Here is a 25237-nt window from a genome sequence, read left to right as displayed (position 1 = left end):
GACCGCGCGGTGCCCGGCGGCTGCCTCGCTCGCCACGAGGGCGCGGTGGGCCGGATGGACGCGGGCATCCGGCGGCGCGGGTGATCGAAGGACCGCCAGGGCACCCGGGGGCGCCGGCGGGTGTCAGGCGGCCTCGGTCAGCGGGGACCTGACGGCCTCGAGTACGGCGCGGATGTCCTGGGTGCGGTCGGGGTCGGAGGTGACCGCGGCGTCGGCGCCGGTGCGGTCGGTGTCGCGGTCGGTCTCGGTGGCGCGGGCGTTCTTCGTGCGCTGCTGCGGGACGCGGCGCTGCTTGCGGGTGAGGGTGGAGGCGGTGATCGCGGACTGGCGGGCGGCGTCGAGCGTGTCGCGCAGCTCGGCCGCCTCCGCGGCGACCCCCGCGGCCTCCTCGGCCAGGGCCTGGGCGGCGACGACGGCCACGTCCGCGGCCTTGACGGCGACGCGTTCGGCCGCGGCGGCCGCGTCGTACAGGCGGCGGGCGCGGCTCTCGGCGGAGCGGCACAGCTCGATCTCGCGGGCCTGCAGCTCGTGCAGCGGGTCCCAGCCGGACGCGCCCTTGAAGACGGACTCCAGCGCGTCGACGGTGATGTCGCCGCGTTTGAAGGCGGCGAGGGCGGCGCGGGACACCTCGCGCTTGCTCTCCTCGTCCTCGTCGGCGGCTTCGCCGGCGGTGGCCGCGGCGGCGGCGTTCAGGGCCTCCTCGTAGGCCTTCTGCGCCACGTCGAACGTCGCCCAGGCCACCTCGCGGGCCTGCTGGGCGGCGAGGGCGCGGGCCTGGGCCTCGACGACCTCGATCTGGGCGCGCTTCGCGGCGGCGGCGGTCGCGGCGGCCTGGCGGATCAGCTCGCCGGCCTCGACGCGGAGGCGGGCGCGCTCGGTGGGGCTGAGGCTGGCGTCGGCCTCGGCGACCTGGGCGCGGCGCTCGGCCCGGTCGATGCGGGCCAGGCTCCAGCGGGACAGGATCGCGGCGAAGAGGATGAACAGCACGATGACGCCCATCAGTCCGGCCCAGACCACGAGGGCGCCGGTGATGGGGTCGAGTCCGAGGATTCCCCTGCCGCCGTCGAGGGTCCAGGGCAGTCCCTGACCCGAAGATGACCCGTGCGTGGCGGGTGCGGAAAGAGCCACGGCGCGACCTCCGGCTGTGCGTGTCGCTACAGCGTAAAGGCCATGACCGACACTGGGCGACCCATCGAAGGGTGACAATCCGATGAAAACCCGGACACAAATTGTCACGCCCACGCGTAAAAGGGCCGGTCAGCAGGGGTAACCCGGCGACAGACAGTGATGATCACCACGGCGCCGGCGGCCAGTTGTCACCAGAACGTGATCGTCCCAGGTAAATCAGGTGTCCCGCCGGCGGGTGATCGCTAGCGTGCGCCCCATGTGCTTGCGTGTCGTGCTCTCGCCGCCCATCCGCTAGCGGGCAGGCGAACGACGATCCCCGGGGTGCGCCGGGGCGATGACGGCTGCCCGCATTTCGTGACCGTTGGACACGACAATTCGGGAGCAAGGCATAAATGGGACATAACAGAGGACTGTTCTGCATCGCATTCGCGGGATTGGCATGGGGCGTCGGCGGGTTCGTCGCCGCCGTCCTGTACGACCACAGCGGGCTCGGCCCGATCGCGGTCACCTTCTGGCGGTACCTCGGCGGCATTCTGCTGCTCGCGGCCTTTCGGCCATTCGTACAAAATGGACAAAAAACACTAAGTAAGCGGCGGCTCGTGCTCAACGGGCTGGGCATGGCGCTCTACCAGACGGCGTACTACGTGGCGATCGACCTCACCGGCGTCGCCGTCGCCACGGTCGTCGTCCTGGGTTCGGGACCGGTGCTGGTCGCGATCGGCGAGCGGGTCCTCTTCGAGGAGCGCGTCGACGTCCCGGTCGTCGCCCTCGCGGTGACCGGCCTCGTGCTGCTGGTCGGCGTCGGCACCGTGAACGCGGCGGGCCTCGCCGTGGCGCTGGTGTCGGCGGTCGGCTACGCGGGCGTCACACTGCTCAACCGGGCGGGCAGGGACGACCCGTTCGACTCGGCGCTCGGCGGCTTCGCGGTCGGCACCGTGGTGCTGCTGCCCCTGGCGCTGCTGGAGGGCCTGCTGCCGGTCAGGGGCGGGGCCGGCGAGACGGTGGCGCTGCTGGCGTTCCTCGGGGCGGTGCCGACCGCCCTCGCCTATGCGCTGTTCTTCGCGGGGCTGAGCGTGGTGAGGGCCACGACCGCGGCGGTCGTGGCCCTCGTCGAGCCGCTCGCCGCGGTCGCCCTCGGCGTGCTGGTCCTGCACGAGCCGCTGACGGGATGGTCAGCGGCCGGTGCGGGACTGTTGTTGCTGTCGGTGGTGATCGGTGGTCAGTTGGAGCGCCGCAGCCGCACGACGGCCGTCACCGCGAACGCCCCCGCCGCCACGGCCGCCGCGAGCCCCCACCACCAGAGGTGGGAGGACTCCGGTGCCGGAGCAGCGGTGGCCGCGGCGGACGCGGGCGGCGGCGACTGCGCGGGGCGCGACGTCACCTCCGCCGTGGCCGAGACCGGGTTCGCGCCCGGCCCGGTGACCACGACGGTCCACGTGCCCGGCGAGAGCACCGGGCCCGAGGTGTAGAAGCCACGCCCCTCCGCCGCCGCGTTCAGCTGCAGCGGACCCACCGTCCGGCCGCCGGCCGCCGTGGCGGTCAGCACCAGACGGAGGTCGCCCTCGGCGGGGCGGCCGTCCGCACTGAACGCGCGGACGGTCACCCCCTCGGCGCCGTCCCCGGCGACCTCGAGAGCGAGGTCGCCGGGGGCGAACGTCAACGCCGCCGTCATCAGCAGCGCGAGCAGGATCTTCACAGCTTGCCGTTCTTCTTCACCCGGCTCGGGTCCTCGTCGAGCCGGCCCGTGCCCTGCAGCGACTTGCCCGCGTTGGCCTTCACGCCGGCGTTGGTGGGCGGCGTGCCGCCGAGCCGCAGCGTCATCGCGTCCGCGTCGCGGATCAGCGTGTCCCGGACCTCGGCCTCGGGCACCAGCTTGGCGGTCAGCAGGTCACGGAAGGACGCCAGCTCCTTCAGCGCCTTCTTGTCGTTGCCGCTCGCCTCGGCCTTGCGGACCTTCGCGAGCTGGTCCGACAGCTGGGTGTAGGCCTTGCTGGTCAGCCGGCTCGTCGCCTTGAACCGGTCCAGCAGGTTCTGCATGTCCCGGAACGAGGTGGTGACGAAGAACCGCACGGTGCTGGTGGTGGCGTTGCCGGCGTTGTCCGTGCCGACGACGACCAGCTCGTGCAGGCCGAGGTCGAGCTCGTACATCGCCTGCAGGGTGCCGGTCTGGTACGCGCCGCCGTCCAGCGAGCCGGTGACGGACCTGATCCCGGAGACCGGGTCGATGGCCTGCCAGGTGACCCGGACATCCTGGCTGTCGCCGTAGAGCTGGCCGTCGGCCAGGCCGGCGACGATGACCGTCGGCGCGGTGCCGTCGATCTTCAGGAGCGCCGACTTGAGCGTCTCGGCGTTGCCGGCCGCGTCGGTGGCCTTGTAGAGCAGCTCGTGCTGGCCGTTGCCGGTCACGTTGACCGGCGTCGTGTACGGCGTCCAGGGGCCGCCGTCCAGGGACCACTCCACCTTGGTCACGCCGGAGCCGGCGTCGGTGGCCGCGAGGGTCACCGGGGTGGCCCCGTTGTGCCAGCCGGCGTCGGACGCCGGCGCGAACGCCGCCGTGGTGACCGGCGCGGTGGCGTCGATCTTCACGGTCGCCGTCTGCACGGCGGAGACGTTGCCGGCCTTGTCGGACGCCCGGAACTTGACGCTGTGCGTGCCGTCGCCGCTGACGGTGACCGGGGCGGTGTAGGCCGTCCAGGTGCTGTCGGCGTCGACCTGGTACTCAATCTTGGCGACGCCCGAGCCGCCGGCGTTGTCGGTCGCCGCGAGGGTCACGGTGACCGGGCCAGTGTACCAGCCGTTCGACTGCGGACCATCCACAGTGGACGTGGCGACGGGTGCCGTCGTGTCCGCCACGGCGGTGCTGATGCGGAAGTAGTCGAACGACGCCGGCTTCGACGCCTTCTGCCCGGCGCCGAGGGTGTAGAGGCCCACCTTGGCGCCGGTCGCCACCGCGGCGTTGGTGAGCGGCTCCAGCGGGGTGTAGGTGACGCCGTCCGCCGAGTACGAGGCGGTGTAGACGTTACCGGCCTTGGCCAGCCGCAGGTACCAGACCGCGGCGGTCAGGTTGTTCGCCCCGGGCTGCGGGTTCTGCACGGCCCCGGCGATCTCGCTGCGGAACTCGATGCGCCGCGAGACCGTCTGTCCCGCCTGGTTGTCCACGACGAAGTCGAACTTGACGTAGTTGTCGTCGTCGCCGTAGACGATCAGCCCGGCCTGCTGGTACTGCTCGTTGAACAGCGAGCCGTCGACCTTCGTGTCCAGCGTGAAGTCACCCGTGGGCGCCTTCTGCAGGATGAAGTTGGACGGGTTGGAGTTGTCGGCGCCGTAGACGTCGCCGTTGGGGACGTCGATCTGCAGCGCGCCGTTGCTCACCCGGTACTTCGTGGAGTCCTCCCGCACGATGGCGTTCCACCGGCAGTGGTCCAGCGTGGAGCCGGTGAACTCGTCGTTCGGGTCGACCGCGCCGGCCGGCGCGTCCGGCACCAGCTGGAAGTAGTCGAAGCTCGCGTTGACGACCGGCGCGGTGGTGCCGCCGTTGAGCGCGAACAGGCCGACCTTCGGGTTGGCGATCCCGGCGAGCGCCGCGGACCGTCCGACCGGGGTGAACGTGGTGCCATCGGTGGAGTAGGACGCGGTCAGGTTGGTGCCGTCGGAGGCGATCCGCACGTAGTACGTGTCACCGGCCTGGGCGTTGATCGCGTCGGCGCTCTCGTTGCGTGGCGTGCCGGCGCTCTCCCGGATGAACTCGACCCGGCGGGAGCTGCTGTAGAGCAGGTCGACCTTGGCGTAGTTGTCGTCGTCGCCGTAGACGATCAGGCCCGCCTGCTGGTAGTTCGCCGCCGCGGCCAGGGTGACCTTGGTGGTGGCCTGCCACGCGCCGCTGGGTGCCGGCTGCAGCACCAGGTTGGTCGCGTCGTTGCGGCTGCCGTAGAGGTCACCGGCAGCGGTCGGCAGGATCAGCGAGCCGCCCGCGACGGAGAACGTCTGGTTCTCCCGCACGACCGTCCACTTCGCACGGTCCAACGAGGTCTCGAGGAAGTCGTCGGACTTCGCGCCGAAGCAGGACGTGTTCGGCGCCTCCGCCTTGACGGTGACGCTCTTGTAGCCCTTCGCTCCGCGCGCGTCGGTGACCGTCAGCGTGGCGGTGAAGGTGCCCGGTGCCGTGTAGGTGTGGCTGGCGTTGGCCGTCGTGGCCGTGCCGCCGTCGCCGAAGTCCCACGCGTAGGTGAACGGCGTGTCGCCCTCGGCGTCGGTCGCCGAGCCGGTGAACGCCACGTTGAACGGCGCCGTGCCGGTCGTCGGCGTGGCCGCCGCGGTGACCACCGGTGGCGCGTTGTCCGTGACGCCGCGGCCGATGAAGTCGACCCAGTTGATGTTGTACCCGGCGCCGGATCCGGTGGCGATGAAGTACAGCGGCCCGGACGAGGTGCTGGGCGTGACGTCGACCGTCAGGTCCACATAGGTCTGCCAGCCGCCGGTGCCGGGCACCGCGACCGATCCGACGATCGGCCCGTCGAGGGCGCCCGTGCGGATCTGGATCGTGCCGCCGCTGGCGTTGTTGCTGGCGGCGCGGATCCGCATCTGGGTGATGCCGGTGAGGTTGACGGGGGCGAAGGAGAACCAGTCGCCCTCCTCGACGAAGCCGATGTTCTGGAAGCCGCCCTGCGGGTCGCCGGTCGTCTCGGTGCGCACGCCCGGGTCGCCGCCGGCGGTCGAGCCCGGCACCCGCCCGGTGGCCGCGAAGTACTCGGCCTGCTTGCGCTTCGGCTGCAGCTGCACCAGCGACCGCCCGGTGAGCGGGGCTGCCCCACCGGCACCGCCCTTGTCCACATAGGACGCCTCGATGACGGCGAACACGTTCGCGTCGGCGCCGTGCCCGCTGGCCAGGGACGTCTGGATGGTGCCGCTGCAACCGGTCAGCTGGTTGAGCGGGTGGGCGTGCTCGTCGTGGCCCAGCAGGTACTGGACCTGGACCTTCGAGCAGTCGACCGGGCCGTCCTCCGGGTCGGTGACGGTGACGGTGAACGCGACCTGGTCGCCCCACTCGTAGAAGCCGCCGTTGGGCGGCAGCGTGATGGTGACCTTCGGCGCGGTGTTGCCGACGGTGACGGGCACGTTCGCGGTGCCGCTGCGGCCTTCCGAGTCGGTGACCGTCAGCTGGGCGGTGAAGTTGCCGTTGCTCGTGTACGTGTGGGTCGGGTTGGGCTCGGTGGACGTGCCGCCGTCGCCGAACGCCCACGCGAACGTGATCTGCTGCCCGTCGGGGTCGCGGGAGCCGGCGCTGGAGAAGTGCACCGCCAGTGGCGCGAGGCCGCTGGTCGGGTCGGCCGCGGCCTGGGCGATCGGGGCCCGGTCACCCGCGGTGTAGTCGATGCGGTAGACGCCGGAGTCGTCGTTGTTGCCGCCGAAGCCGGTGCCCCACTCGATGAGGTAGAGCGAGCCGTCGGGGCCGAACTCCATGTCCATCGGCCGGATCGTGCTCATGCCGGCCAGCAGCTGGTTGATGTCCACAAGGGACTTGCCGTCGGCGCTGACCTGCATCGTGTACAGCTTGTTCTGGTTCCACTCGCCGAAGATGGCCTTGCCGTCGTAGTACGCCGGCCACTTCGTCTCGGAGGTGGAGCCGGGGTTGTAGCGGTAGACGGGGCCGCCCATCGGCGCGCCGCCGCCACCGATCTCGGGGAAGCGCGGGTTGGCGTCGTAGTCGTAGTCGACGGTCGCCGCGATGGCCGGCGGCAGGTTCGTCAGGCCGGTGTTGTTGGGCGAGTTGTTGACCGGCGCGGCGCAGTCGAACGCCGGGCCCGCCGGGCCGGACGGGAACGTCCAGTCGCGGTAGGGCGCGTTCGCGCCGGTGCAGTACGGCCAGCCGTAGTTGCCGGGCTGCCCGACGATGTTCCACTCGACGGTGTTGCCGGGGCCGCGGTTCGGGTTGGGCTGGCCGGCGTCGGGGCCGTAGTCGCCGACGTAGAGCGTGTTGGTCTTCGGGTCCACGCCGATGCGGAACGGGTTACGGAAGCCCATCGCGTAGATCTCGGGCCGGGTCTTGGCCGTGCCGGCCGGGAACAGGTTGCCCTGCGGGACCGTGTAGGTGCCGTCGGCCTGGGGCTTGATCCGGATGACCTTGCCGCGCAGGTCGTTGGTGTTGCCCGAGGTGCGCTGCGCGTCGTAGTCCTGCCGGCCGGCCCGCTCGTCGATCGGGGCGTACCCGTCGGACTCGAACGGGTTCGTGTTGTCGCCGGTCGCGAGGTACAGGTTGCCGGCGCTGTCGAACGTCATGGTGCCGCCCGCGTGGCAGCACGTGTTGCGCTGCGTGTCGACCTGCAGCAGCTGCTTCTCGCTGCTCCGGTCGAGCGTGTCACCGACGGCCGTGAACCGGCTCAGCACGTTGCGCGGGCCGCCGCCGTTGGGCGCGTAGTACAGGTAGACCCAGTGGTTCTGGGCGAAGCCCGGGTCGAGGGTGATGCCGAGCAGGCCGTCCTCGTTGCCGGTGAACACCGGGATCGTGGCGGCCGTGACGGTGGTGTGGGTGTCGGGCTTGACGATCTGCACCCGGCCGTCCCGCTCGATGTAGAACACGCGCCCGTCGGGGGCGATCGCGAGCTCCATCGGGTTGTTGGTGTTGCTGTCCAGCGTGACCTTCTCGAAGCTGCTGGTCAGCGTGGCGCTGCAGTCCGACTTCAGCACGCCCGCGGCGGTCTCGATACCGCCGAGCAGGTGGGAGAGGAACAGCGGGTCGCTGTAGGACTCCTGGGTGTGGCCGGCGCCGGTGTACCAGGAGCGCCCGCCGTCGTAGTCGCGGCACCACGAGAACGGGTGGTCCGCGCCCATGGCACCGGTCCCCGGCGTGTAGCTGGTCTCGTCGAGGCTGGCCAGGACGTGCACCTTGCCGCGGGGGTTGGCGCGGAAGTTGTACCACTCGTCGTAGCGGCTCCAGCGGTCCGGCAGGTCCTTCGTGGACGGGTGCGCCGGGTCCTCGACCTTGATGGTCGCCTGCTGCTGCGCCGGGTGGCTGGTGAAGTAGGAGCCGACGAGCTCGCCGTACCAGGGCCAGTCGTACTCGGTGTCGCTCGCGGCGTGGACGCCGGCGTAGCCGCCGCCGGCCCGGATGTAGCGCTCGAACGCGGCCTGCTGGGTGGCGTCGAGCACGTCGCCAGTGGTGGACAGCCAGACGACGACCTCGTACTTGGCGAGGTTGGCGTCGGTGAACGCGGCGCCGTCCTCGGTGGTGTCGACGGTGAAGCCGTTGGCGGCACCGAGCTGCTTGATGGCGGTGATGCCGGCGGGGATGGCGTCGTGCCGGAACCCGGCGGTCTTGGAGAAGACGAGCACGTCGAACGGGTCGACGGCCTGCGCCTGCGGCACCTGGGGCGCCTGGACGGGGACGGTTTCAGCGGATGCGACCGCCGGAAGTGCGACGGCCGCGGTCGTGATCAGGGATAAGGAGGCAAGGCTGAGTAGCGCGCGTACCGCGCGCCGGCGTTGGGTGAACACGGAGCTCCTTGTGCGGGGTGGACACAGGGGTCGCTGCGCGCAACGGTTCGCCGAAACCGCTGTGCGTCAAGGAACCGGTGTCATCCCGCCGAGGAGTCGACCGGTCCGTAGAGGTTCGTTGTGTTGCCTAACAAACTAGCTGGGCGGGCCGCCAGGGGGAAGAGCCCGGCCGTGTTTGGCGCACGCACCGGTCAGCGGCGCGAGCTCCGGCAGGCGCGCCAGCCCGCCGGCCGTGGCCTCGTCGGCCGGGGTGTAGACGATGAGCCGCGCCTCCGGCGTCCCGGCGAGCAGCATGCTAGAAGTGGAAAGCCGCAGGTCACCGGCGTCCGCGTGGCGGAAGATCTTCAACCGGCTGCCGGGCACCGCCACGTCGTGCGACTGCCACGCCGCGGCGAACGCCGGGCTCGCCGCGGACAGGTCGCGCACGAATCCTTCCCAGGCCGGCTCGCCGAGATGCCGGGCGAAGTTGGCCCGCATCGTGGCCGTCATGAGCGGCAGTTCATCGGCCAGGTTCACGAACGGCATACAGCACTCTGCCGTCATGTACAAATGCCATATGGCGTTTCGCTCATAGCCTCGCCGGTGCACGAGCTCCGGGAAGAGGCCGGCGTAGGCACGGTTGCAGGCGAGCAGGTCGTAACGTCCATTGTAGACGCACGCGGGCAGCGTCAGGCTGTCCAGGATCAGCTGGACCTGCGGCTCGAGGGGGCAGCCGGCGGGCCGCGCGGTGAACGCGGGGACGTCGGCGAGCCGGTACAGGTGCTCCCGCTCGGCCTCGTCGAGCCGCAGCGTGCGCGCGATCGCGTCCAGGACCTGCACGCTCGCGTTGATCGGGCGGCCCTGCTCCAGCCACGTGTACCAGGTGACGCCCACCCCGGCGAGCTGCGCCAGCTCCTCCCGGCGCAGCCCCGGCGTCCTGCGCCGGAAGCCCGGCGGCAGCCCCACGTCGGCGGGGCCGATCCTGGCCCGGCGCGAGCGCAGGAACGCGGCCAGCTCGGCGCGGGACGTCGTCATGCTCCCATCTTCGGGCGGCGCTCATCCTGGTGCCAGGTGGTGCCGGTACCAGGATGAGCGGGCTCTCCGCACCGGTCCGGGCACCGCCGGAGGCTGGCACCATGACCGTTCTGACTGCCGGTCCGCCGGCCACCGCACGGACCGGCGGCGTCCTCCTGGCGACCATCCTCGGCGGCCAGTTCATGGCCGTCCTCGACGTCTCGATCGTCAACGTGGCGGTGCCGTCGATCCGCACCGGCCTCGGCGCCTCCGGTGCCGGCCTGCAGCTGGTCGTCGCCGGCTACGCGATCGCCTACGCCGTCCTGCTCGTCACCGGCGCCCGCCTCGGCGGCCGGCACGGCCACGGGCCTTCGTTCCAGGCCGGCCTCGCCGGCTTCACCGCCGCGTCGCTGCTGTGCGGCCTCGCCCCGTCGACCGGCACGCTGATCGCCTGCCGCCTGCTGCAGGGCGCCGCGGCCGCCCTGATGGTGCCGCAGGTGTTCAGCATCATCCAGCGCACCTTCACCGGCGCCGCCCGCACCCGCGCCCTCGGCCTCTACGGCGCCGTCCTCGCCGGCGCGGCCGTCGTCGGCCAGTCCGCCGGCGGCTTCCTCACCGGCGCCGACCTCCTCGGCACCGGCTGGCGCCCCGTCTTCCTGGTCAACGTCCCCATCGGCGTGACCCTGCTCCTGCTCGGCCGCCGCCACCTGCCCACCGGCCCCGGCACCGACACCCGCCGCCTCGACCCCCTCGGCGTGCTGACCCTTGCCGCCGCGGTGTTCACCCTGGTCCTGCCGCTCGTCCTCGGCCACGAGTCCGGCTGGCCACTGTGGACCTGGGCCGGCCTCGCCCTGAGCGCCGTCCTCTTCGCCGCGTTCACGCTCGTCCAGCGCCGCAGCCCGGCGCCGCTCGTCTCGGGCGTGGTCCTGCGCGCACCGGGCCTCGTGCCGGCGGCCCTGGCGATCCTGGCCGTGATGGCCTCCTACGCCGGCTTCCTCTTCACGCTCGGCCTGCACACCCAGTCGGACCTCGGCTACAGCCCCGCGAAGGCCGGCCTGGTCCTGGTCCCCGCCGCCCTGGCCTTCGGTTTCAGCAGCCTGAACTGGCGCCGCCTCCCGGCGTCCTGGCACCGCCCCGCGATCAGCCTGGCCCTGGTCGTCGTCACCGTCACCTACGCCTGGATGGCCTGGACCATCCGCGACGGCCGCCCGCTCGGCGCCGGCTACCTCTCGGTGAGCGCCCTCTACGGCCTGTGCCTGGGCGCCGCCTTCAGCCCGCTGATCGGTGTCGCCCTGACCCACGTCCCGCCGGCGCTCGCCGCCGACGCCAGCGGCGTCATCGCCACCATCACCCAGCTCGCCGCCGTCCTGGGCGTCGCCACCTTCGGCACCGTCTACCTGTCCCTGACCCCGTCCCCGTCGGCCGCCGCGGTCACCAACCTGACCCTCGGCATCGCCACCGTCCTCGCCACCGCCGCCACCCTCCTGATCCCCAAGCCCTCCCCCGCTCGCCCCTGACCTCCCCGGTGACCAGTGCGCGCGGCGACGGTCATCGCCCGGGCACGCCGGGCGGCACCTCGATCGCGGCGCGGAAGCGGCGGCGGCGGACACTCGGCACGCCCGCCTCGGCGGCGACGATCTCCGGGTCGCGGAACGCCGGTGCGCGGAGCAGCGAGTGATGGAACTCCGTCTCGCCGCCGCAGCCGAGCACGCCGAAGTCGCCGCCGCGGACCTCGGTGCGGACGCTGGTGAGCTCGGGCCAGTACATGTCGCCCAGCCTCAGGCCGGTCGGGGTCTCCCGGTCCCGTGGGGCGGGCATGCGGTCGCCCCAGGCGAAGAGCGTCCCGCGTCCGAGGCCGCAGGCGTACTCCCACTCGTCCGGCGTGAGCAGCCGCCGACCGGCCGTCGCCAGGCCGGTGACGACCTCGTCGTAGCCGGCGGGCCCGGCGGTCCAGCAGCGCCGGACCACGCCGGTGAGCCGGTCGAGCTCGATCCGCGCATACACAGCGCTGTCATGGTCGCCGGCGGCGTCGTGCATGCCGATGACGCCCCGCGCCGGGGGTCCGTGCCGCCGCAGGTGCTCGCGCACGACCGGATGGTCCGGTGCGACCTCGGTGACGCCGGCCTGGGTCGCCTCCGCCGCGACCAGCAGCGCGGGAAGCACGGCGGTGCGCGGCGCGGTGACGCGGGCGGCCACGTGGGCCCGCACGACGTCGGCATCCCCGGCCGGTGTCCGTGGACGGCGGGCGGGCGCCGGCGTCTCGAACAGGCCGAGCTGGCCCGGGAGCGGACCGGTCGCGGCGGGTCGCTCCGGCGGCACGCCGCGCCAGGAACGCAGCGCGTCGTGGTCGCCGAAGAACGACCGCACCTCGGCGTCGGCCGGCTCGAACCGGCCCGCGTCGAAGCCGAGCCTCGCCGGTCCACCGGGCACGAGCACGAACTCGGTGCCGTCGACGGCGATCCGGGCGACCCGCAGCGCCGGCGCGTGCGAGCGCGGCCACCCGACCCCGAGCGACTCGCCGCCGACCGCTCGGGCGACCGCGGCCGCGAGCAGCTCGGCCGCCCGCTGGTCGAGGGCGCACCAGCGGTCCAGCGTCAGATCGGCGGCCGGCACCAGCGGAATGTACCGGTCCACCGGGCCCGCCGGCGCGGCGAAGGTGCGGCCGGCGCGGGTGAGGTCAGTAGACCTGGCGGGCCCACCTCTGGTTGGCGGAGCCGGTGCAGTCCCAGATGATGACCTGGTTGCCGGCGGAGGTGCCGCTGTTGGCGACGTCGAGACAGCGGCCCGAGTGGGGGTTGTACAGGAAGTCGCCGCGGTAGATCCACTTCTGGGCGGCGGTGCCGTTGCAGGAGTAGAGCTGGACGGCGTTGCCGTTGCCGGTGCCGGCGTTGGCGACGTCGAGGCAGCCGCCGTCGGCGCGGACACTGCCGTCGTCCCGGACCGTCCAGCGCTGGCTGCTGTTGCCGGAGCCGGCGCGGAGGCACTTGTCGATGACGGCCATCTTGTCGCCGGCGCGGTAGGTGAGGCACATGGGGTTCGGGCGGTCGCGGTAGACGACGAGCTGGCCGGACGCCCCCGGTGGCGGTGGCGCCGGGGCGGAGCTGGCCGACTTCGACGGGGACGCCGAGGCGCTCGGCGGCGGGACGGCGGGTGCCGAGGACTTCGACCTGCTCGGCGTCGGGCTCGCCGACGACGGCGCGGCCGACGGGGACGCGGACGGTGACGCGCCGGCGTCGCGGGTCACCTCCGGCAGGCCGCCGACGCCCGGGTAGCTCTGCGGGCTGACATCCGCGACCGGGGTGCCGTGGTCGCCGTCGCGGACCAGCTGCAGGACGACGGCGGCGGTGATCAGCAGGATGAGGACGGCGACGGCGACCGCGCCCACCGGGTACCTGCGCCACGCGGCGATCCGGCGGCGGGCGCCGCGGTAGTCGGGGCCGTCGTCGGTCTCGGCGGGGTCGTCGGTGACGATCGCGATGGCCGGCGGCACGTAGTCGGCCACGGTCGGCGAGTCGTCAGCGGCCGGCATCACCGGCGCCACCCCGACGAGCGGCGCCGCCGGTACAGCGGCATCCATCGGCTCGTCGACGGCCGTGGGCGGCTCGAAGGCGGCCGGGTCCACCAGCGCGGGCGACTCGACGGCGGACTCGACGGCGGGCTTGACCAGCGCCACCGGCACGACGGGCACCAGGGGCTCGGCCGGCTCTTCCTCGACCGGCGGCTGCGACTTGGCGGCGCTCGCCCGGATCTCGCCGGCGAGCGTCCCGACGGTCGCCGGGTCCTCCCCCTGGTCAGGACCAGCATGTTCGGGAGCGTCAGCGTCAGGAGCGGGGACGGGCTCGGGCTCGTCGCCCAGGGCGTCCGCGAAGAGGGCATCGAAGTCCGGCCGGTCGTCCTCGACGGGGACCACCGGGATCGAGGCGGTCGCGATCGCCGTGGGGCCGCCGCGCCGCTGGCGGGGGATCGCCGCACCGGCGGGGAACGTCGGCTTCGCCGGGTTGAACGGCTCCGGCAGGAGGGGGACCTTCGCGGTCGCGGCGGCCACCGGCGGGACGCGATGCCGCGCCGCCCGGTCCGCACGCTGCGACGCTCCGCCCGGCTGCTCCTGCTCGTTGCCGTCTTCAGCGACGGACATCCCGACGTGCTCCTTCCAACGGCCATCACTGCCCGCTGCACCGTAGCCTGCGAAAGCAACAAGCGCGACCGGCCGTTCGGCCCCAACAGGAGCGATCCGTTGCGATTGGCCGGTAAGTTTTCCCGCATGGCTCCTGACGGCTGGGAAACGTTCGCTGCACAGCACGAGGTGTGGGGGCGGGTGACCGACGGCGCGGCGCACCGTGACCGCGCGGTGACGCTCGTGCGCCAGCTCGCCGCGGCGCGCAGACGATCCGCGGCCGCGCTGACCGACGATCCGTGGCAGGACGGCGACTTCGCGTTGCGCATGTCGGAGCAGGTGAAGAGCCTCGTCAGCTTCCTGCCGGAGGACGAGCGGCTCAGCGGCGCCGAGGCGGCCCTGCTGGTGACGACCCCGTTCCTGCACGACGCGCTGTGGGCCGGCATCGCCGCGGCCGAGCGCGGCGTGCACCCCGGCGACCTCGAGCCGTCCCAGGACGCGTCCAGCGACAGGGCCGCGTTCGAGCGGTTCTCCCAGACGTACGCGCAGCCGCACCGCCGCGCCCTCGCCGCGATCCGCGCGGGCCGGCGGGAGGCGGCCGCGGAGATCGGCTGGTGGCTGCTGCACCGGTGGATCGGCCGGCGGCCCGCCGCGTACCAGCCGGCGACGATCGAGGCGCTGATCAGGGGCCCGGAGGCGCAGACGCAGGACCTGGCGACCGCGCTGGACGACGAGCCGCAGAAGCGCCTGGCGGAGCTGCTGCGGGCGATCCGCGCCGACCCCGCGTTCCTCAACCGGCACGACCGGCCCGAGTCGCTGGTCTCGCAGGACCGGCACGGCACGCGGGAGCGGCTGGTCGCGTTCCTGCTGACGATCGCCCGCTGGCTGGCGATCGAGGCGACGGTCCTGCCGGAGGTCATCGGCGAGCACCTCGGCATCGGCGACCCGGTCACGCCGGGCCAGGTGATCGAGACGGTGCACGCGGCCCGCTGGGACCTGCGCGGCGCGACGCTGGTGCTCGCCGCCGAGTGTGCCCACCCCTCGATCGAGGTGGCGCTGCGGGTCCACATCGAGACGCTGAACCAGCTGCTCGCCGAGGCGCAGCGGGCGGCCGCCCGGGACGACTCCCTGGCCGCGCTGCGGCACCTGCCGAACCGGGCCGCGACCGACGAGGTACGCCCGGCGATCATCAACCACACGCCGGCCTACCAGTCCGCGGGCGTGCGGTTCCGGCTCGCCGAGGACCGGGTGCGGGAGCTGCTGATGGGCGAGCAGCTCTACGGCGACCCCGCCCTGGCGATCCGGGAGCTGTACCAGAACGCGCTGGACGCGTGCCGCTACCGGGAGGCGCGCACCGAGTTCCTGGCCCGCACCGCGGCCACGCCCCCCGACGCCTGGAGCGGCCGGATCCGCTTCGAGCAGGGCGTCGACGAGACCGGCCGGCCGTTCCTGGACTGCGTGGACAACGGCATCGGCATGGGCGTCCGCGAGCTGAGCGAGGTGTTCTCGCAGGCCGGCGTGCGGCTGGCGGACCTGCCGGAGTTCCTGGAGGAGCAGGCCGAGTGGGCCCGGCTCGACCCGCCGGTGCAGCTGTTCCCCAACAGCCGGTTCGGCATCGGCGTGCTCAGCTACTTCATGCTCGCCGACGAGCTGACCGTCGAGACGTGCCGGATGGGCCGCGACGGGCAGGCCGGCGAGCGGCTGCGGGTGTCGATCGCGGGGCCGGGCAGCCTGTTCCGCATCCAGGACCTGGGTCCGGGCACCGACTCGGGCACGACGGTGCGGCTGCACCTGCGCGACGGCGTGACCGTCGCTTCCGTGGAGGAGCTGCGCAAGCTGCTGTGGGTGGCCGAGTTCGGCACCGACGCGACCGACGGCGTCGAGACCCAGCAGTGGGTGCCCGGGGAGCTGTCGGAGGCGGCGACCGCCCTGGACGACGAGGACGAGGACGAGGAGGGTGTCGGCGTCGGCGTGGTCGCGGCCGAGGGGGCGCGGGTCTGGTGGTGCAAGGGCACCGGCGCGCTGCTCGCCGACGGGCTCTACGCCGGCAAGGAGATCTTCGGTGCGGTGGTCAACCTGAACCGGGACCTCGCGCCGCGGCTGTCGGTCGACCGGACGAAGATCCTGGCGTACCGCGAGGACGACGTCGACCGCCTGCTGTGGGAGGCGGTGCCGGCCCTGACCGCGCCGGGCACGACGCTGCTCGGCTACGAGTGGCTGTGCCGCCTGGCGCCGATCCGGCCGCTGGTCGCGGACCTCATCTTCGAGCAGGCGATCGAGCGTGGCCACGGCAGGTGGGACATGGACGGCGAGACCGTCGACGCGTCCGTCACCGGCTGCTTCGTGGCCAACGACGGGCCGGTCGGCGGCCCCGACGAGCTGGTCGAGTGGCGGCTGACCGCGCTCGCCGCCGGCGGGCGCTACCGCAAGGTGCTCAAGCCCGGCGCCGACTGGAAGCGGGCGCTGCGCTCCCGGCCGTCGGACGCGCTGCTGCTCAGCGTCGACGTCGACGGCACCGGCCCCTGGCTGGACCCGGTCGACATCGTGCCGCTGGTCCACCTGGTGCGGGCGGCGCGCAAGACCGGACGGAGCGCCCCGGAGATCGCGGCCCGGCTCGACCAGCTGGGCTACGAGCCGTCGGTGGGCGCCGCGCAGGTCGGCGTCGACCCCGACGACCTGGTGTTCACCAGCCGCGACGTCGACGGGACCCGCCCCTGGATGCACCCGGATCAGCCCGTCCACCTCGTACACCTGCTGCGGGCGGCACACAAGACGGGCCGCCCCATCCAGGAGATCGTCGCGAGGCTGCGGCAGCTGGGCTTCGACGTGGACGTCGACGTGGACATGCTGCCGATCGAGCAGTTCGGCCCGAAGGACCTGACGATCGCCAGCCGTGACCTCGACGGCTCGCACCCGTGGCTCGACCCGCGGGAGCCGGTGACGCGGCTGCACGTGCTGCGCGCCGCGCACAAGGTGGACCTGCCGGCGGACGAGACGGCGGCGCGGCTGGCGCTGCTCGGCTACCCGCTCGAGCCCGGCTGGGAGTCGCTGACCGTCGAGCCCGACGACCTGGTGCTCATCTCCCGCGACCTGGACAGCACGTCACCGTGGCTGGACCTGCACGAGGAGGTGGCGCCGGTGCACGTGCTGCGGGCCGCCGAGCGGACCGGCCGGCCGGTGGCGGAGGTCGTGGCGCGGCTGCGCGCCTTCGGGTTCACGCTCGGGGGCAACCTCGACGCCCTGGAGACCGTGAAGCTGGAGCCGGAGGACCTGCAGCTGGCCAGCCGCGACCTGGACAGCTCGCAGCCGTGGCTGGACCCGTCGCGGCCGGTGCCGCTGATCCACCTGCTGCGCGCGACGGAGGCGACCGGACGCGACGTCGCCGACGTGGCCACCAGGCTCGCCGCCGTCGGGTACCGCGTCGACGTCGACCCGGACGCGATCCTCATCGACCACCTGGAGCCCGACGACCTGACGATCACCAGCGAGGACCTCGACGGCTCGGACCCGTGGCTGGACCCGATGAAGCCGGTCCCGACGATCCGCATCCTGCGGGCGGCGCAGCGGACCCGGCGCAGCGTGCACGACATCGCGGCCCGGCTGACGTTCCTCGGCTACGCGGTGAGCCTGCACGGCGCGGGCCCGTCGCTGGACCAGGTGGAGCCCGACGACCTGCTGATCACCAGCCGGGACCTGGACGGCTCGCAGCCGTGGCTGGACCTCGACGAGCAGGTGCCGCTGCCGCACCTGCTGCAGGCGGCCCGCCGGGTGCGCCGTCCGGTGCACGAGATCGCGGCGCGGCTGGAGACGCTGGGCTACAACGTCGACGTCGACCTCAGCAGCATCCAGGTCGACTCGGTGAAGCCCAACGACCTCCTCCTCGCCAGCACCGACCTGGACGGCTCGCGCCCGTGGCTGGACGCGAGCCAGCCGGTGCCGCTCAACCATCTCCTCGCCGCGGCGCAGAAGATCCGCAAGCCGATCGAGGACGTGTCGAGCCGCCTGCGCGCGCTGGGCTATTCGGTGCCGGACGTCGACTCCCGCCTGCCGCGCCTGCGCCCCGGCGGCGTGTAGGGGCGGGTAGGGGCACAGCCCGCCCCTACCCGCCGGTCTACGCCCCGGCCTCCGCGTGCAGCGCGGGTAGGAGCTCGGACCGGGACCAGGCCAGGAACTCCTCCTGGTTGCCGCCGCCGATCTGGACCAGCGCGACGTGGGTGAAGCCGGCGTCGACGTACTTGCGGACCGCCGAGACGTGCCGGTCCAGATCGGGGCCGCACGGCACGGCCGCGGCGACGTCGTCCTCCGCCACGTGCGCGGCGGCGGCGTCGAGCGCGCGCTGGTCCGGCAGCTCGGCGAGGACCGGCCACTGCAGGCCGGACCAGCGCCACTGGTCGAGGGCCCGCTTGCGGCACTCCGACTCGTCGGGCCCGTAGCAGAGCGCGACCTGACCGTAGGCGGGCCGGCCCTCCATCCGCAGCGACGCGTCGGGCGTGCTGGCGACGGTGCCGTCGAGCGGCTCCGCCAGGTGCAGCGACGCGTCGCCGGAGACGGCCAGGACCACCGGCACGCCCTCGTCGGGGCGGTCCCACAGCCGCGCCTCGGGCACGTCGAAGTAGGTGCCGCCGTGGTGCACGGTCTCGCCGGCCAGCAGCGGCTTGATGATCTCGATGGCCTCGGCGAGCATCTCGTGCCGCTGGGTGCGGTGCGGCCACGCGCCGGCGATGTGCTCGTTGAGGTTCTCCCCCGCGCCGAGGCCGAGCGTGAAGCGGCCCTGTGACATCGTGCCGACCGTCGCCGCCTGCTGGGCCACGACAGCGGGGTGGTAGCGGCGGGTCGGGCAGGTCACCATGGTCATCAGTTCGAGGTTCTGGGTGGCGTACGCGGCGGCGCCGAGCACCGACCATGCGAACGGGGAGTGCCCCTGCTCGACCAGCCACGGGTTGAAGTGGTCCGAGATCGCCGCGAAGTCGTATCCGGCCTCCTCCGCGCGCACCGCGTCATCGACGAGTTCGCTGGGCCCGGTCTGCTCACACATCAGTGTGTAACCGAAGTTGACCATAGGCCCCCGGATACCCCGTGTGGCGGGCGTTACGCTCCTGCCCATCCTTCTTGGAGAATGTCCAGCACGTAAGCAAGAATCAATCGATGTCTCCCTATCTGCAGGTGCTCCGGCACCCCGTGTTCAACCGGGTCCTGCCGGGGCTGGTGCTCTCGGCCCTGGGCGACGGCATGAGCGCGGTCGCCGTCGGGTGGCTGGCCCTGCAGCTGGCGCCCACGGACGCGCGGGGACTGTGGGTCGGGCTCGCCGTCGCCGCGTTCACCCTGCCCGGCGCCGTCGGCACGGTCGTGTTCGCACCGTTGCTGCGCGACCGCGGCGCCGCGCTGCTCGTCGCGTGGGACGGTGCCCTGCGGGCGGTGCTGCTGGGCGCCGTCGCGCTGCTGTCCACCTGCGGCGGCCTGTCGATCGGGCGGTACGTGACGCTGCTCGCCCTGTCCGCGCTGCTGTCGGCGTGGGGCTCGGCCGGGCGGTACACCGTCATCGCACAGGTCCTGCCGGCCCCGCTGCACCTGCCGGCGAACGCGCTGCTGACCGCCATCGTGGAGGCCTCGACGGTGGCCGGGCCGGCGATCGCCGGGCTGCTGATCGCCTTCCTCGGCGCACCGGCGGCCCTGGCGGTCGACGCCGCCACGTTCGCCGTCCTGGCGGTGTCGTTCCTGCAGATCAAGGCCGACACGCCGGCCACCGGGGCCACCGGGGCGGCCGGCGGGCGCAGCGAGGGCTTCGCGGCGATCCGCCGGGACCCCCACCTGCGCGGCCCGATGGTGCTGACGTTCTGGTTCTTCCTGCTGTTCGGCCCGCTGCCGGTCGCGATGCCGCTGTTCGTGTCCTCCGTGGACGAGATCGGGCTGGTGTACATGGCGTTCGGCGCCGGCGCGGTCATCGGCGCCGTCGTCACCGGCCACCTGCGGCGGCTGGCGCTGTGGCCGGTCATGATCGGCGTGGTGATCGCCTTCGGCCTGCTGCTCATGCCGCTCGGCCTCCCGCTCCCGCTGTGGGGACACATGATCGCGCTCGGGCTGGCCGGGCTCGCGTGGGCGCCGTACCCGACGACCAGCATGTCCCTGGTCCAGCGCACGGTGCCGGCCGGGCGGCTGCCGCCGGTCCTGGCGGCCCGCGGTGCCGTGCTCGTGGTGGCCACGCCCCTGGGCACGCTGCTGGGCGCGCCGCTGGTGCAGGCCGTCGGGGCGCCGGCCACGTTCGCCGCCTGCGGCGCGGCGACCACGGTGGTGGGCCTGGTCGCGCTCGCCGCGCAGCTGCGGGGCCGGCGGCGGTTAGGCGACGTCGTCCAGCACGTTGCGGTAGGAGCACAGCCGCCGGGTGTACTCCCGGAGCACGTCGATCGCCTCGTCGAGGTCCTCGGTCAGCACGTCGGGCAGGTCGATGAGCAGCCGGCGGCCGTCGACCGTGCCGTAGCCGCTCACCTCGAACGCGCCCTCCCGCACCCACAGGTCCACGCCGAGGTCGACGGTGGTCCGGTCATACCGCAGCACCACGCCGACCAGCGCGAACGGCGCCTCACCGGGTCCGATTCGGCCGATCAGCTCCCAGTGCATCGGGCCGTGCGTGGCGGCGACCTGCTGCCCGTACCGCTGGAAATCCTCACAGGCGTCGTTGAGCGCACCGAGCAGTGTGGCGGCGCCACCCGACCTCGCGTCCATGATCATCCTCCTGCTGCGCGATAGGCGGCGCCCACCCCGGTCGGGGTGGTGCCGTTGCTGTAGAGACCGGTGTCGCCCGCTTTCGAGCTGTACAGGATGAACCAGGCATACCGTTCGACGAACGACAGCCCTTCGAGCATCGCCGTGGAGCTCTTCACGAAGCCGACCTGCTGGTCCACGCTCGGATAGACGGTCCCATTATCGAACCGCATCAATGCGTACTCGGTCAGCCAGATGGGCAGCTTGTACCGGTTGTACACGTTCTGCAGGTACCGCTTGAGCTGGTTCGGCGCGTCCGGTCCGAAGTCGCCGCCGTACCAGTGCAGCGTGATGAAGTCGACCCGGTAGCCGCGCTGCTTCGCCCCGCTCATGAAGCGGTCGAGCCAGCCGCCGGGGGTGTCGCCGCCGTACGCGACGGCCGGGCTGCCCAGCCGCAGGCCGGACGCCTGCAGCTTCGGCCACAGGTCGAGGACCTGCTCGGGGCTCATGTTCGACTGCTCTTTGAGGTCGGGCTCGTTGAACCCGAGCAGCACCTTGCCGTTCTGCTTGGCCTTGGCGACGTCGGCGTCGACGTTCGCGGTGCCCCACACCATCGGCACGAACTCGACGCCGCTGGTCGCGCCGAAGCTGGGCGCCGGCGACCAGTTGTAGTACCAGCCGGCCTTCATGTCCTTGACGGCCGCCTGGTTGAAGTTGACCTTGCCGTTGGTGCTGACGCCCTTCTTCGGGCTCTTCACGGCCGGCGGCAGGGCTTGTTTCGAGGGGGTCGTGCTCGACGGTGGAGCGCTGCTCGGACTTTGTGCCGCGGGGCTCGCGCTCTGGCTCTGCTGTACGGACGGCGACTCGCCGGGCTGGGACACGACCGCGGGCTTCTGCTCGCCGCTGGTGGCCACGTAGACGGCGCCGGCCGCCCCGGCGATCGCGACGGTCGCGGCGACCCCGGCCAGGGCCGGCTTCGCGGCGCCGAACCAGCCCGCGATGAGCGCCTTGAAGCCACTCCCGCCCAGCGTCAGCGCTCCCGTCTTGGCGGCCGCCGCGCTGAACACGAACGGGACCGGCACCAGCGAGATCCCGGCGAGGAGGCGCTCCGCGGCGACCATGTCGGCCCAGGCCCGGTCGCACCGCTGGCACTCGCGGGTGTGGCGGGCCAGCCGCTTGCGCCACAGCGCGCTCGGCCGCCCGTCCCAGCTGGTCACGATCGCCTGCAGTTCCGGGCAGCGGGGCCGCACGGCGAGCGCCCGCACGACCGCGCGGGCCGCGTCGAGCTGCGCCTTCATCCGCTGGATCCGCACCGCCGCGTGCTGCTTGGTGATGTGCAGCGCCTCGACGACCTCTTCGCGCTCCAACTGGCCGGCGGCCTCCAGCCACCACAGCGACAGCAGCTCCCGGTCGTCGTGGTCGAGCCACCGGGTCGCCTCGGCGACCTCCTGGCGCTGCCCCGACAGCCGCAGCCTGGTGATCGCGAGGTCGGCGAAGTCGGCACCCGGGTCGGCGGTGTCGGTCGGGTCGGCCCAGTCGCCCACCAGCGGCGCCTGCGTCTGCCGCCGGTGCCGGTCCCTGACCTGGTGCATCGCGATGGCGACGGCCCACGACCGGAAGCTCTCCGGCTCGCGCAGCCGCGGCAGCCCGTCGACGATGCGGAGCATGGTCTCCTGCACCACGTCGTCGACGTCGGCGTGCCCCTGCAACGCCCGCCCGACGATGTTGTAGATCAGCGGCAGGTACTCGGCGACCAGGGCGTCGAGCGCCCGCTGGTCACCGTCCCTGGCCGCGATCACCGTGGCCGTGCCCATCCGCATCCTCCTGTCGAACTATTCAGGAGACGAAGCAGCTCAGGGTCAATAACGCTTTCTCTCCGACTTTTTCCAGGTCACGTTGGGATGATGGTCGCACTACGCTTTGTGTCATCGGCGCGCTGGCTTCGCGACGGACGTGGCGGGTGGGGCAGAATGCAGGATCGTGACGACCTCCATTCAGGCGCGGATCGCTGAAGAGCTCGGTGTCAGGGAGCGGCAGGTGGCCGCCGCGGTCGAGCTCCTCGACGGCGGCGCGACCGTGCCCTTCATCGCCCGGTATCGCAAAGAAGCGACCGAGATGCTCGACGACACCCAGCTGCGCACCCTGGAGGAGCGGCTGCGCTACCTCCGGGAGATGGAGGAGCGGCGGGCCGCGATCATCGAGTCGATCCGCACCCAGGGCAAGCTCGACGACGCCCTGCTGGCGCAGATCATGGCCGCGGACTCCAAGGCGCGGCTCGAGGACATCTACCTGCCGTACAAGCCGAAGCGGCGCACCAAGGCGATGATCGCCCGCGAGGCCGGCCTGGAGCCGCTCGCCGACGGGCTGCTCGCCGACCCCACGGTCGACCCGCTCGCCGCCGCCGCGGTCTTCGTCGACGCCGACAAGGGCGTCGCCGACGCCGCCGCGGCCCTCGACGGGGCGCGGGCGATCCTGGTCGAGCGCTTCTCCGAGGACGCCGACCTCATCGGCGAGCTGCGCGAGAAGATGTGGGCGCAGGGCCGGCTCGTGTCGAGGATGCGCGACGGCAAGGAGGCCGACGGGGCGAAGTTCTCCGACTACTTCGACTTCAGCGAGCCCTTCACCAAGCTGCCCTCGCACCGCATCCTCGCCATGTTCCGCGGCGAGAAGGAGGAGATGCTGGACCTGGTGCTGGAGCCCACCCAGGATCCCGATCTCCCGTCGCTGTACGAGCCGACGATCGCCGCGAAGTTCGGCATCCGCGACGAGGGCCGGGCCGCCGACAAGTGGCTCAACGACACGGTCCGCTGGGCCTGGCGCACCCGCATCCTCGTGCACCTCGGGATCGACCTGCGGATGCGGCTGTGGCAGGCGGCCGAGGAGGAGGCGGTCCGGGTCTTCGCCGCCAACCTGCGCGACCTGCTGCTCGCCGCGCCGGCCGGCACCCGCGCCACGATGGGCCTCGACCCCGGCTTCCGCACCGGCGTGAAGGTCGCCGTCGTCGACGCCACCGGCAAGGTCGTCGACACGCACACGATCTACCCGCACGTGCCGCAGAACAAGTGGAACGAGTCCATCGCGATCCTCGCCGCCCTGTGCCAGAAGCACGACGTGCAGCTGATCTCGATCGGCAACGGCACCGCCTCCCGCGAGACCGACAAGCTCGCCGCCGACCTCATCAAGCAGTACCCGCAGCTCAACGTCACCAAGGTGATGGTCTCCGAGGCCGGCGCGTCGGTGTATTCGGCGTCGGCCTTCGCCGCGCAGGAGCTCCCCGGCATGGACGTGTCGCTGCGCGGCGCCGTCTCCATCGCCCGCCGCCTCCAGGACCCCCTCGCCGAGCTGGTGAAGATCGACCCCAAGTCCATCGGCGTCGGGCAGTACCAGCACGACCTCTCCGAGTCGAAGCTGTCGCGCTCCCTCGACGCGGTGGTCGAGGACTGTGTCAACGGCGTCGGCGTCGACGTCAACACGGCCTCCGCGCCCCTGCTGACCCGCGTCTCGGGCATCGGCGGCAGCCTGGCCGACGCGATCGTCGCGCACCGCGACGCGCACGGCCCCTTCCGCTCCCGCAAGGCGCTGAAGGACGTGGCGCGCCTCGGCCCGAAGGCGTTCGAGCAGTGCGCGGGCTTCCTGCGCATCCCCGACGGCGACGACCCGCTGGACTCCTCCAGCGTCCACCCTGAGGCGTATCCGGTGGTCCGGCGCATCCTCGCGGCCACCGGCACCGACGTGAAGTCGCTCATCGGCAACGGCACGGCGCTCGCTCGTCTGAAGCCTGCCGACTTCGTCGACGACACCTTCGGCCTGCCGACCGTCACCGACATCCTCAAGGAGCTGGAGAAGCCGGGCCGCGACCCCCGCCCCGCCTTCAAGACCGCCACATTCGCCGACGGCGTCGAGAAGATCTCCGACCTCACCCCCGGCATGCTGCTGGAAGGCGTGGTCACCAACGTGGCGGCGTTCGGCGCCTTCGTCGACGTCGGCGTCCACCAGGACGGCCTGGTCCACGTGTCGGCCCTGTCCTACACGTTCGTGAAGGACCCCCGCGAGGTCGTCAAGCCCGGCGACATCGTGCGCGTCAAGGTCCTCGACGTCGACATCCCCCGCAAGCGCATCTCCCTCACCCTGCGCCTCGACGACGAAGCCCAGCAGTCCGGCGCCCCCGGCGGCGGCGGCCCGGGCTCCGGCGGCCAGCGCGGCCCCGGCTCGGGCGGTCGCGGCGGCCAGGGCGGCGGCCCACGCAGCCACGGCGGCGCTCCCGGCGGCGGCCGCGGCTCGGGCGGCGGCTCGGGCGGCGGCGGTCAGCGGGGCAGCGGTCAGCGGGGCGGTGGCTCGGGCGGCTCCGGTGGCTCGGGCGGGTCGGGCGGGTCGGGCGGCCAGCGTGGCGGCTCGGGCGGTCGCGGCGGCGATTCCCGGGGTGGCGGCCGCCAGCGTGACAGTGGCGGCCTGCAGAACAGCGCCCTCGCCGACGCGCTCCGCCGGGCAGGCCTCGACAAGGGCCTCGACGGCCTCAACAAGAAGTAGCCTGCTGCGACGGCCCGGGAGCACGACGTCCTCGCTCCCGGGCCGCTCCACACCCACGCACCGCCTTCGAGCGCCCGCCACGTGGGACGCAGCCCGCGTGGGGGTTGCCCGCGTGGGACGCAGCCCGCCGTGGGGTGCCCGCCGGGGCGCCGGCCGCGTGCGTTCCGCTCACCCACAAGCAAGTGCTCGCGAGGCCGGCACCGCCGAATCTGGGCGCCCGCCGCGCGCCGACCGCGTCGGTTCCACTCGCCCACGTGCCAGTGCTCGCCGCGACCCGCTAGTTGC

12 protein-coding genes are annotated in these 25237 nt (G+C 72.8%); 5 read left to right on the top strand and 7 right to left on the bottom strand.

The window, feature by feature from the left end; genetic code table 11:
- Nucleotides 1-123 precede the first annotated feature (123 nt).
- Complete coding sequence (locus ACFY3L_RS30070; protein WP_389331291.1) at nt 124-1128, bottom strand: hypothetical protein; 1005 nt, start codon at nt 1126-1128, stop codon at nt 124-126.
- Between the two features lie 392 nt (nt 1129-1520).
- Between ACFY3L_RS30070 and ACFY3L_RS30065 the strand changes: the two genes are divergently transcribed.
- Nucleotides 1521-2597 (top strand): DMT family transporter, encoded by a 1077-nt coding sequence (locus ACFY3L_RS30065; protein ID WP_389331288.1) that lies wholly within the window; start codon nt 1521-1523, stop codon nt 2595-2597.
- A 223-nt stretch (nt 2598-2820) separates the two neighbouring features.
- Here the strand turns inward: ACFY3L_RS30065 and ACFY3L_RS30060 are convergent, their stop codons facing one another.
- Together ACFY3L_RS30060 and ACFY3L_RS30055 are read right to left on the bottom strand one after the other, a co-directional pair.
- A complete protein-coding gene (locus tag ACFY3L_RS30060) occupies nt 2821-8619 on the bottom strand; it encodes a ThuA domain-containing protein (RefSeq protein ID WP_389331284.1) in 5799 nt (1932 codons plus the stop codon).
- Between the two features lie 135 nt (nt 8620-8754).
- Nucleotides 8755-9633 (bottom strand): helix-turn-helix transcriptional regulator, encoded by an 879-nt coding sequence (locus tag ACFY3L_RS30055; protein WP_389331281.1) that lies wholly within the window; start codon nt 9631-9633, stop codon nt 8755-8757.
- A gap of 101 nt (nt 9634-9734) precedes the next feature.
- Here ACFY3L_RS30055 and ACFY3L_RS30050 point away from each other — a divergent pair, with 101 nt between their 5' ends.
- The gene (locus ACFY3L_RS30050) at nt 9735-11129 is read left to right on the top strand and encodes an MFS transporter (RefSeq protein ID WP_389331278.1); all 1395 of its coding nucleotides are present in this window, start codon (nt 9735-9737) and stop codon (nt 11127-11129) included.
- Nucleotides 11130-11160: 31 nt separating this feature from the next.
- Here the strand turns inward: ACFY3L_RS30050 and ACFY3L_RS30045 are convergent, their stop codons facing one another.
- Nucleotides 11161-12225, bottom strand: coding sequence for a hypothetical protein (locus ACFY3L_RS30045; protein WP_389331275.1), 1065 nt, complete (start codon nt 12223-12225; stop codon nt 11161-11163).
- Nucleotides 12226-12289: 64 nt separating this feature from the next.
- The gene (locus ACFY3L_RS30040; protein WP_389331272.1) at nt 12290-13747 is read right to left on the bottom strand and encodes a ricin-type beta-trefoil lectin domain protein; all 1458 of its coding nucleotides are present in this window, start codon (nt 13745-13747) and stop codon (nt 12290-12292) included.
- Nucleotides 13748-13873: 126 nt separating this feature from the next.
- Here ACFY3L_RS30040 and ACFY3L_RS30035 point away from each other — a divergent pair, with 126 nt between their 5' ends.
- Nucleotides 13874-17800: a hypothetical protein gene (locus tag ACFY3L_RS30035; RefSeq protein WP_389331269.1), complete on the top strand. Its 3927-nt coding sequence runs from the start codon at nt 13874-13876 to the stop codon at nt 17798-17800.
- 37 nt (nt 17801-17837) lie between these two features.
- Here ACFY3L_RS30035 and ACFY3L_RS30030 read toward each other — a convergent pair whose 3' ends face one another.
- Nucleotides 17838-18785, bottom strand: coding sequence for a TIGR03557 family F420-dependent LLM class oxidoreductase (locus tag ACFY3L_RS30030; RefSeq protein ID WP_389331266.1), 948 nt, complete (start codon nt 18783-18785; stop codon nt 17838-17840).
- Between the two features lie 86 nt (nt 18786-18871).
- Here ACFY3L_RS30030 and ACFY3L_RS30025 point away from each other — a divergent pair, with 86 nt between their 5' ends.
- Nucleotides 18872-20470: an MFS transporter gene (locus ACFY3L_RS30025; protein ID WP_389331262.1), complete on the top strand. Its 1599-nt coding sequence runs from the start codon at nt 18872-18874 to the stop codon at nt 20468-20470.
- On the opposite strand, the gene ACFY3L_RS30020 is transcribed toward ACFY3L_RS30025, so the two are convergent.
- On the bottom strand, nt 20449-22239 hold the full coding sequence (locus tag ACFY3L_RS30020) for a sigma-70 family RNA polymerase sigma factor (protein ID WP_389331259.1): 1791 nt from the start codon (nt 22237-22239) through the stop codon (nt 20449-20451). The two genes, ACFY3L_RS30025 and ACFY3L_RS30020, sit on opposite strands and share 22 nt — an antisense overlap.
- A gap of 166 nt (nt 22240-22405) precedes the next feature.
- On the opposite strand from ACFY3L_RS30020, the gene ACFY3L_RS30015 reads away from it, so the two are divergent.
- The gene (locus ACFY3L_RS30015; RefSeq protein ID WP_389331256.1) at nt 22406-24952 is read left to right on the top strand and encodes a Tex family protein; all 2547 of its coding nucleotides are present in this window, start codon (nt 22406-22408) and stop codon (nt 24950-24952) included.
- The last annotated feature ends 285 nt before the right edge of the window (nt 24953-25237 follow it).

The organism is Dactylosporangium sp. NPDC000521 (genome assembly GCF_042898305.1).
Lineage (GTDB): Bacteria > Actinomycetota > Actinomycetes > Mycobacteriales > Micromonosporaceae > Dactylosporangium.
This window is presented reverse-complemented; position numbering and strand designations above follow the sequence as displayed.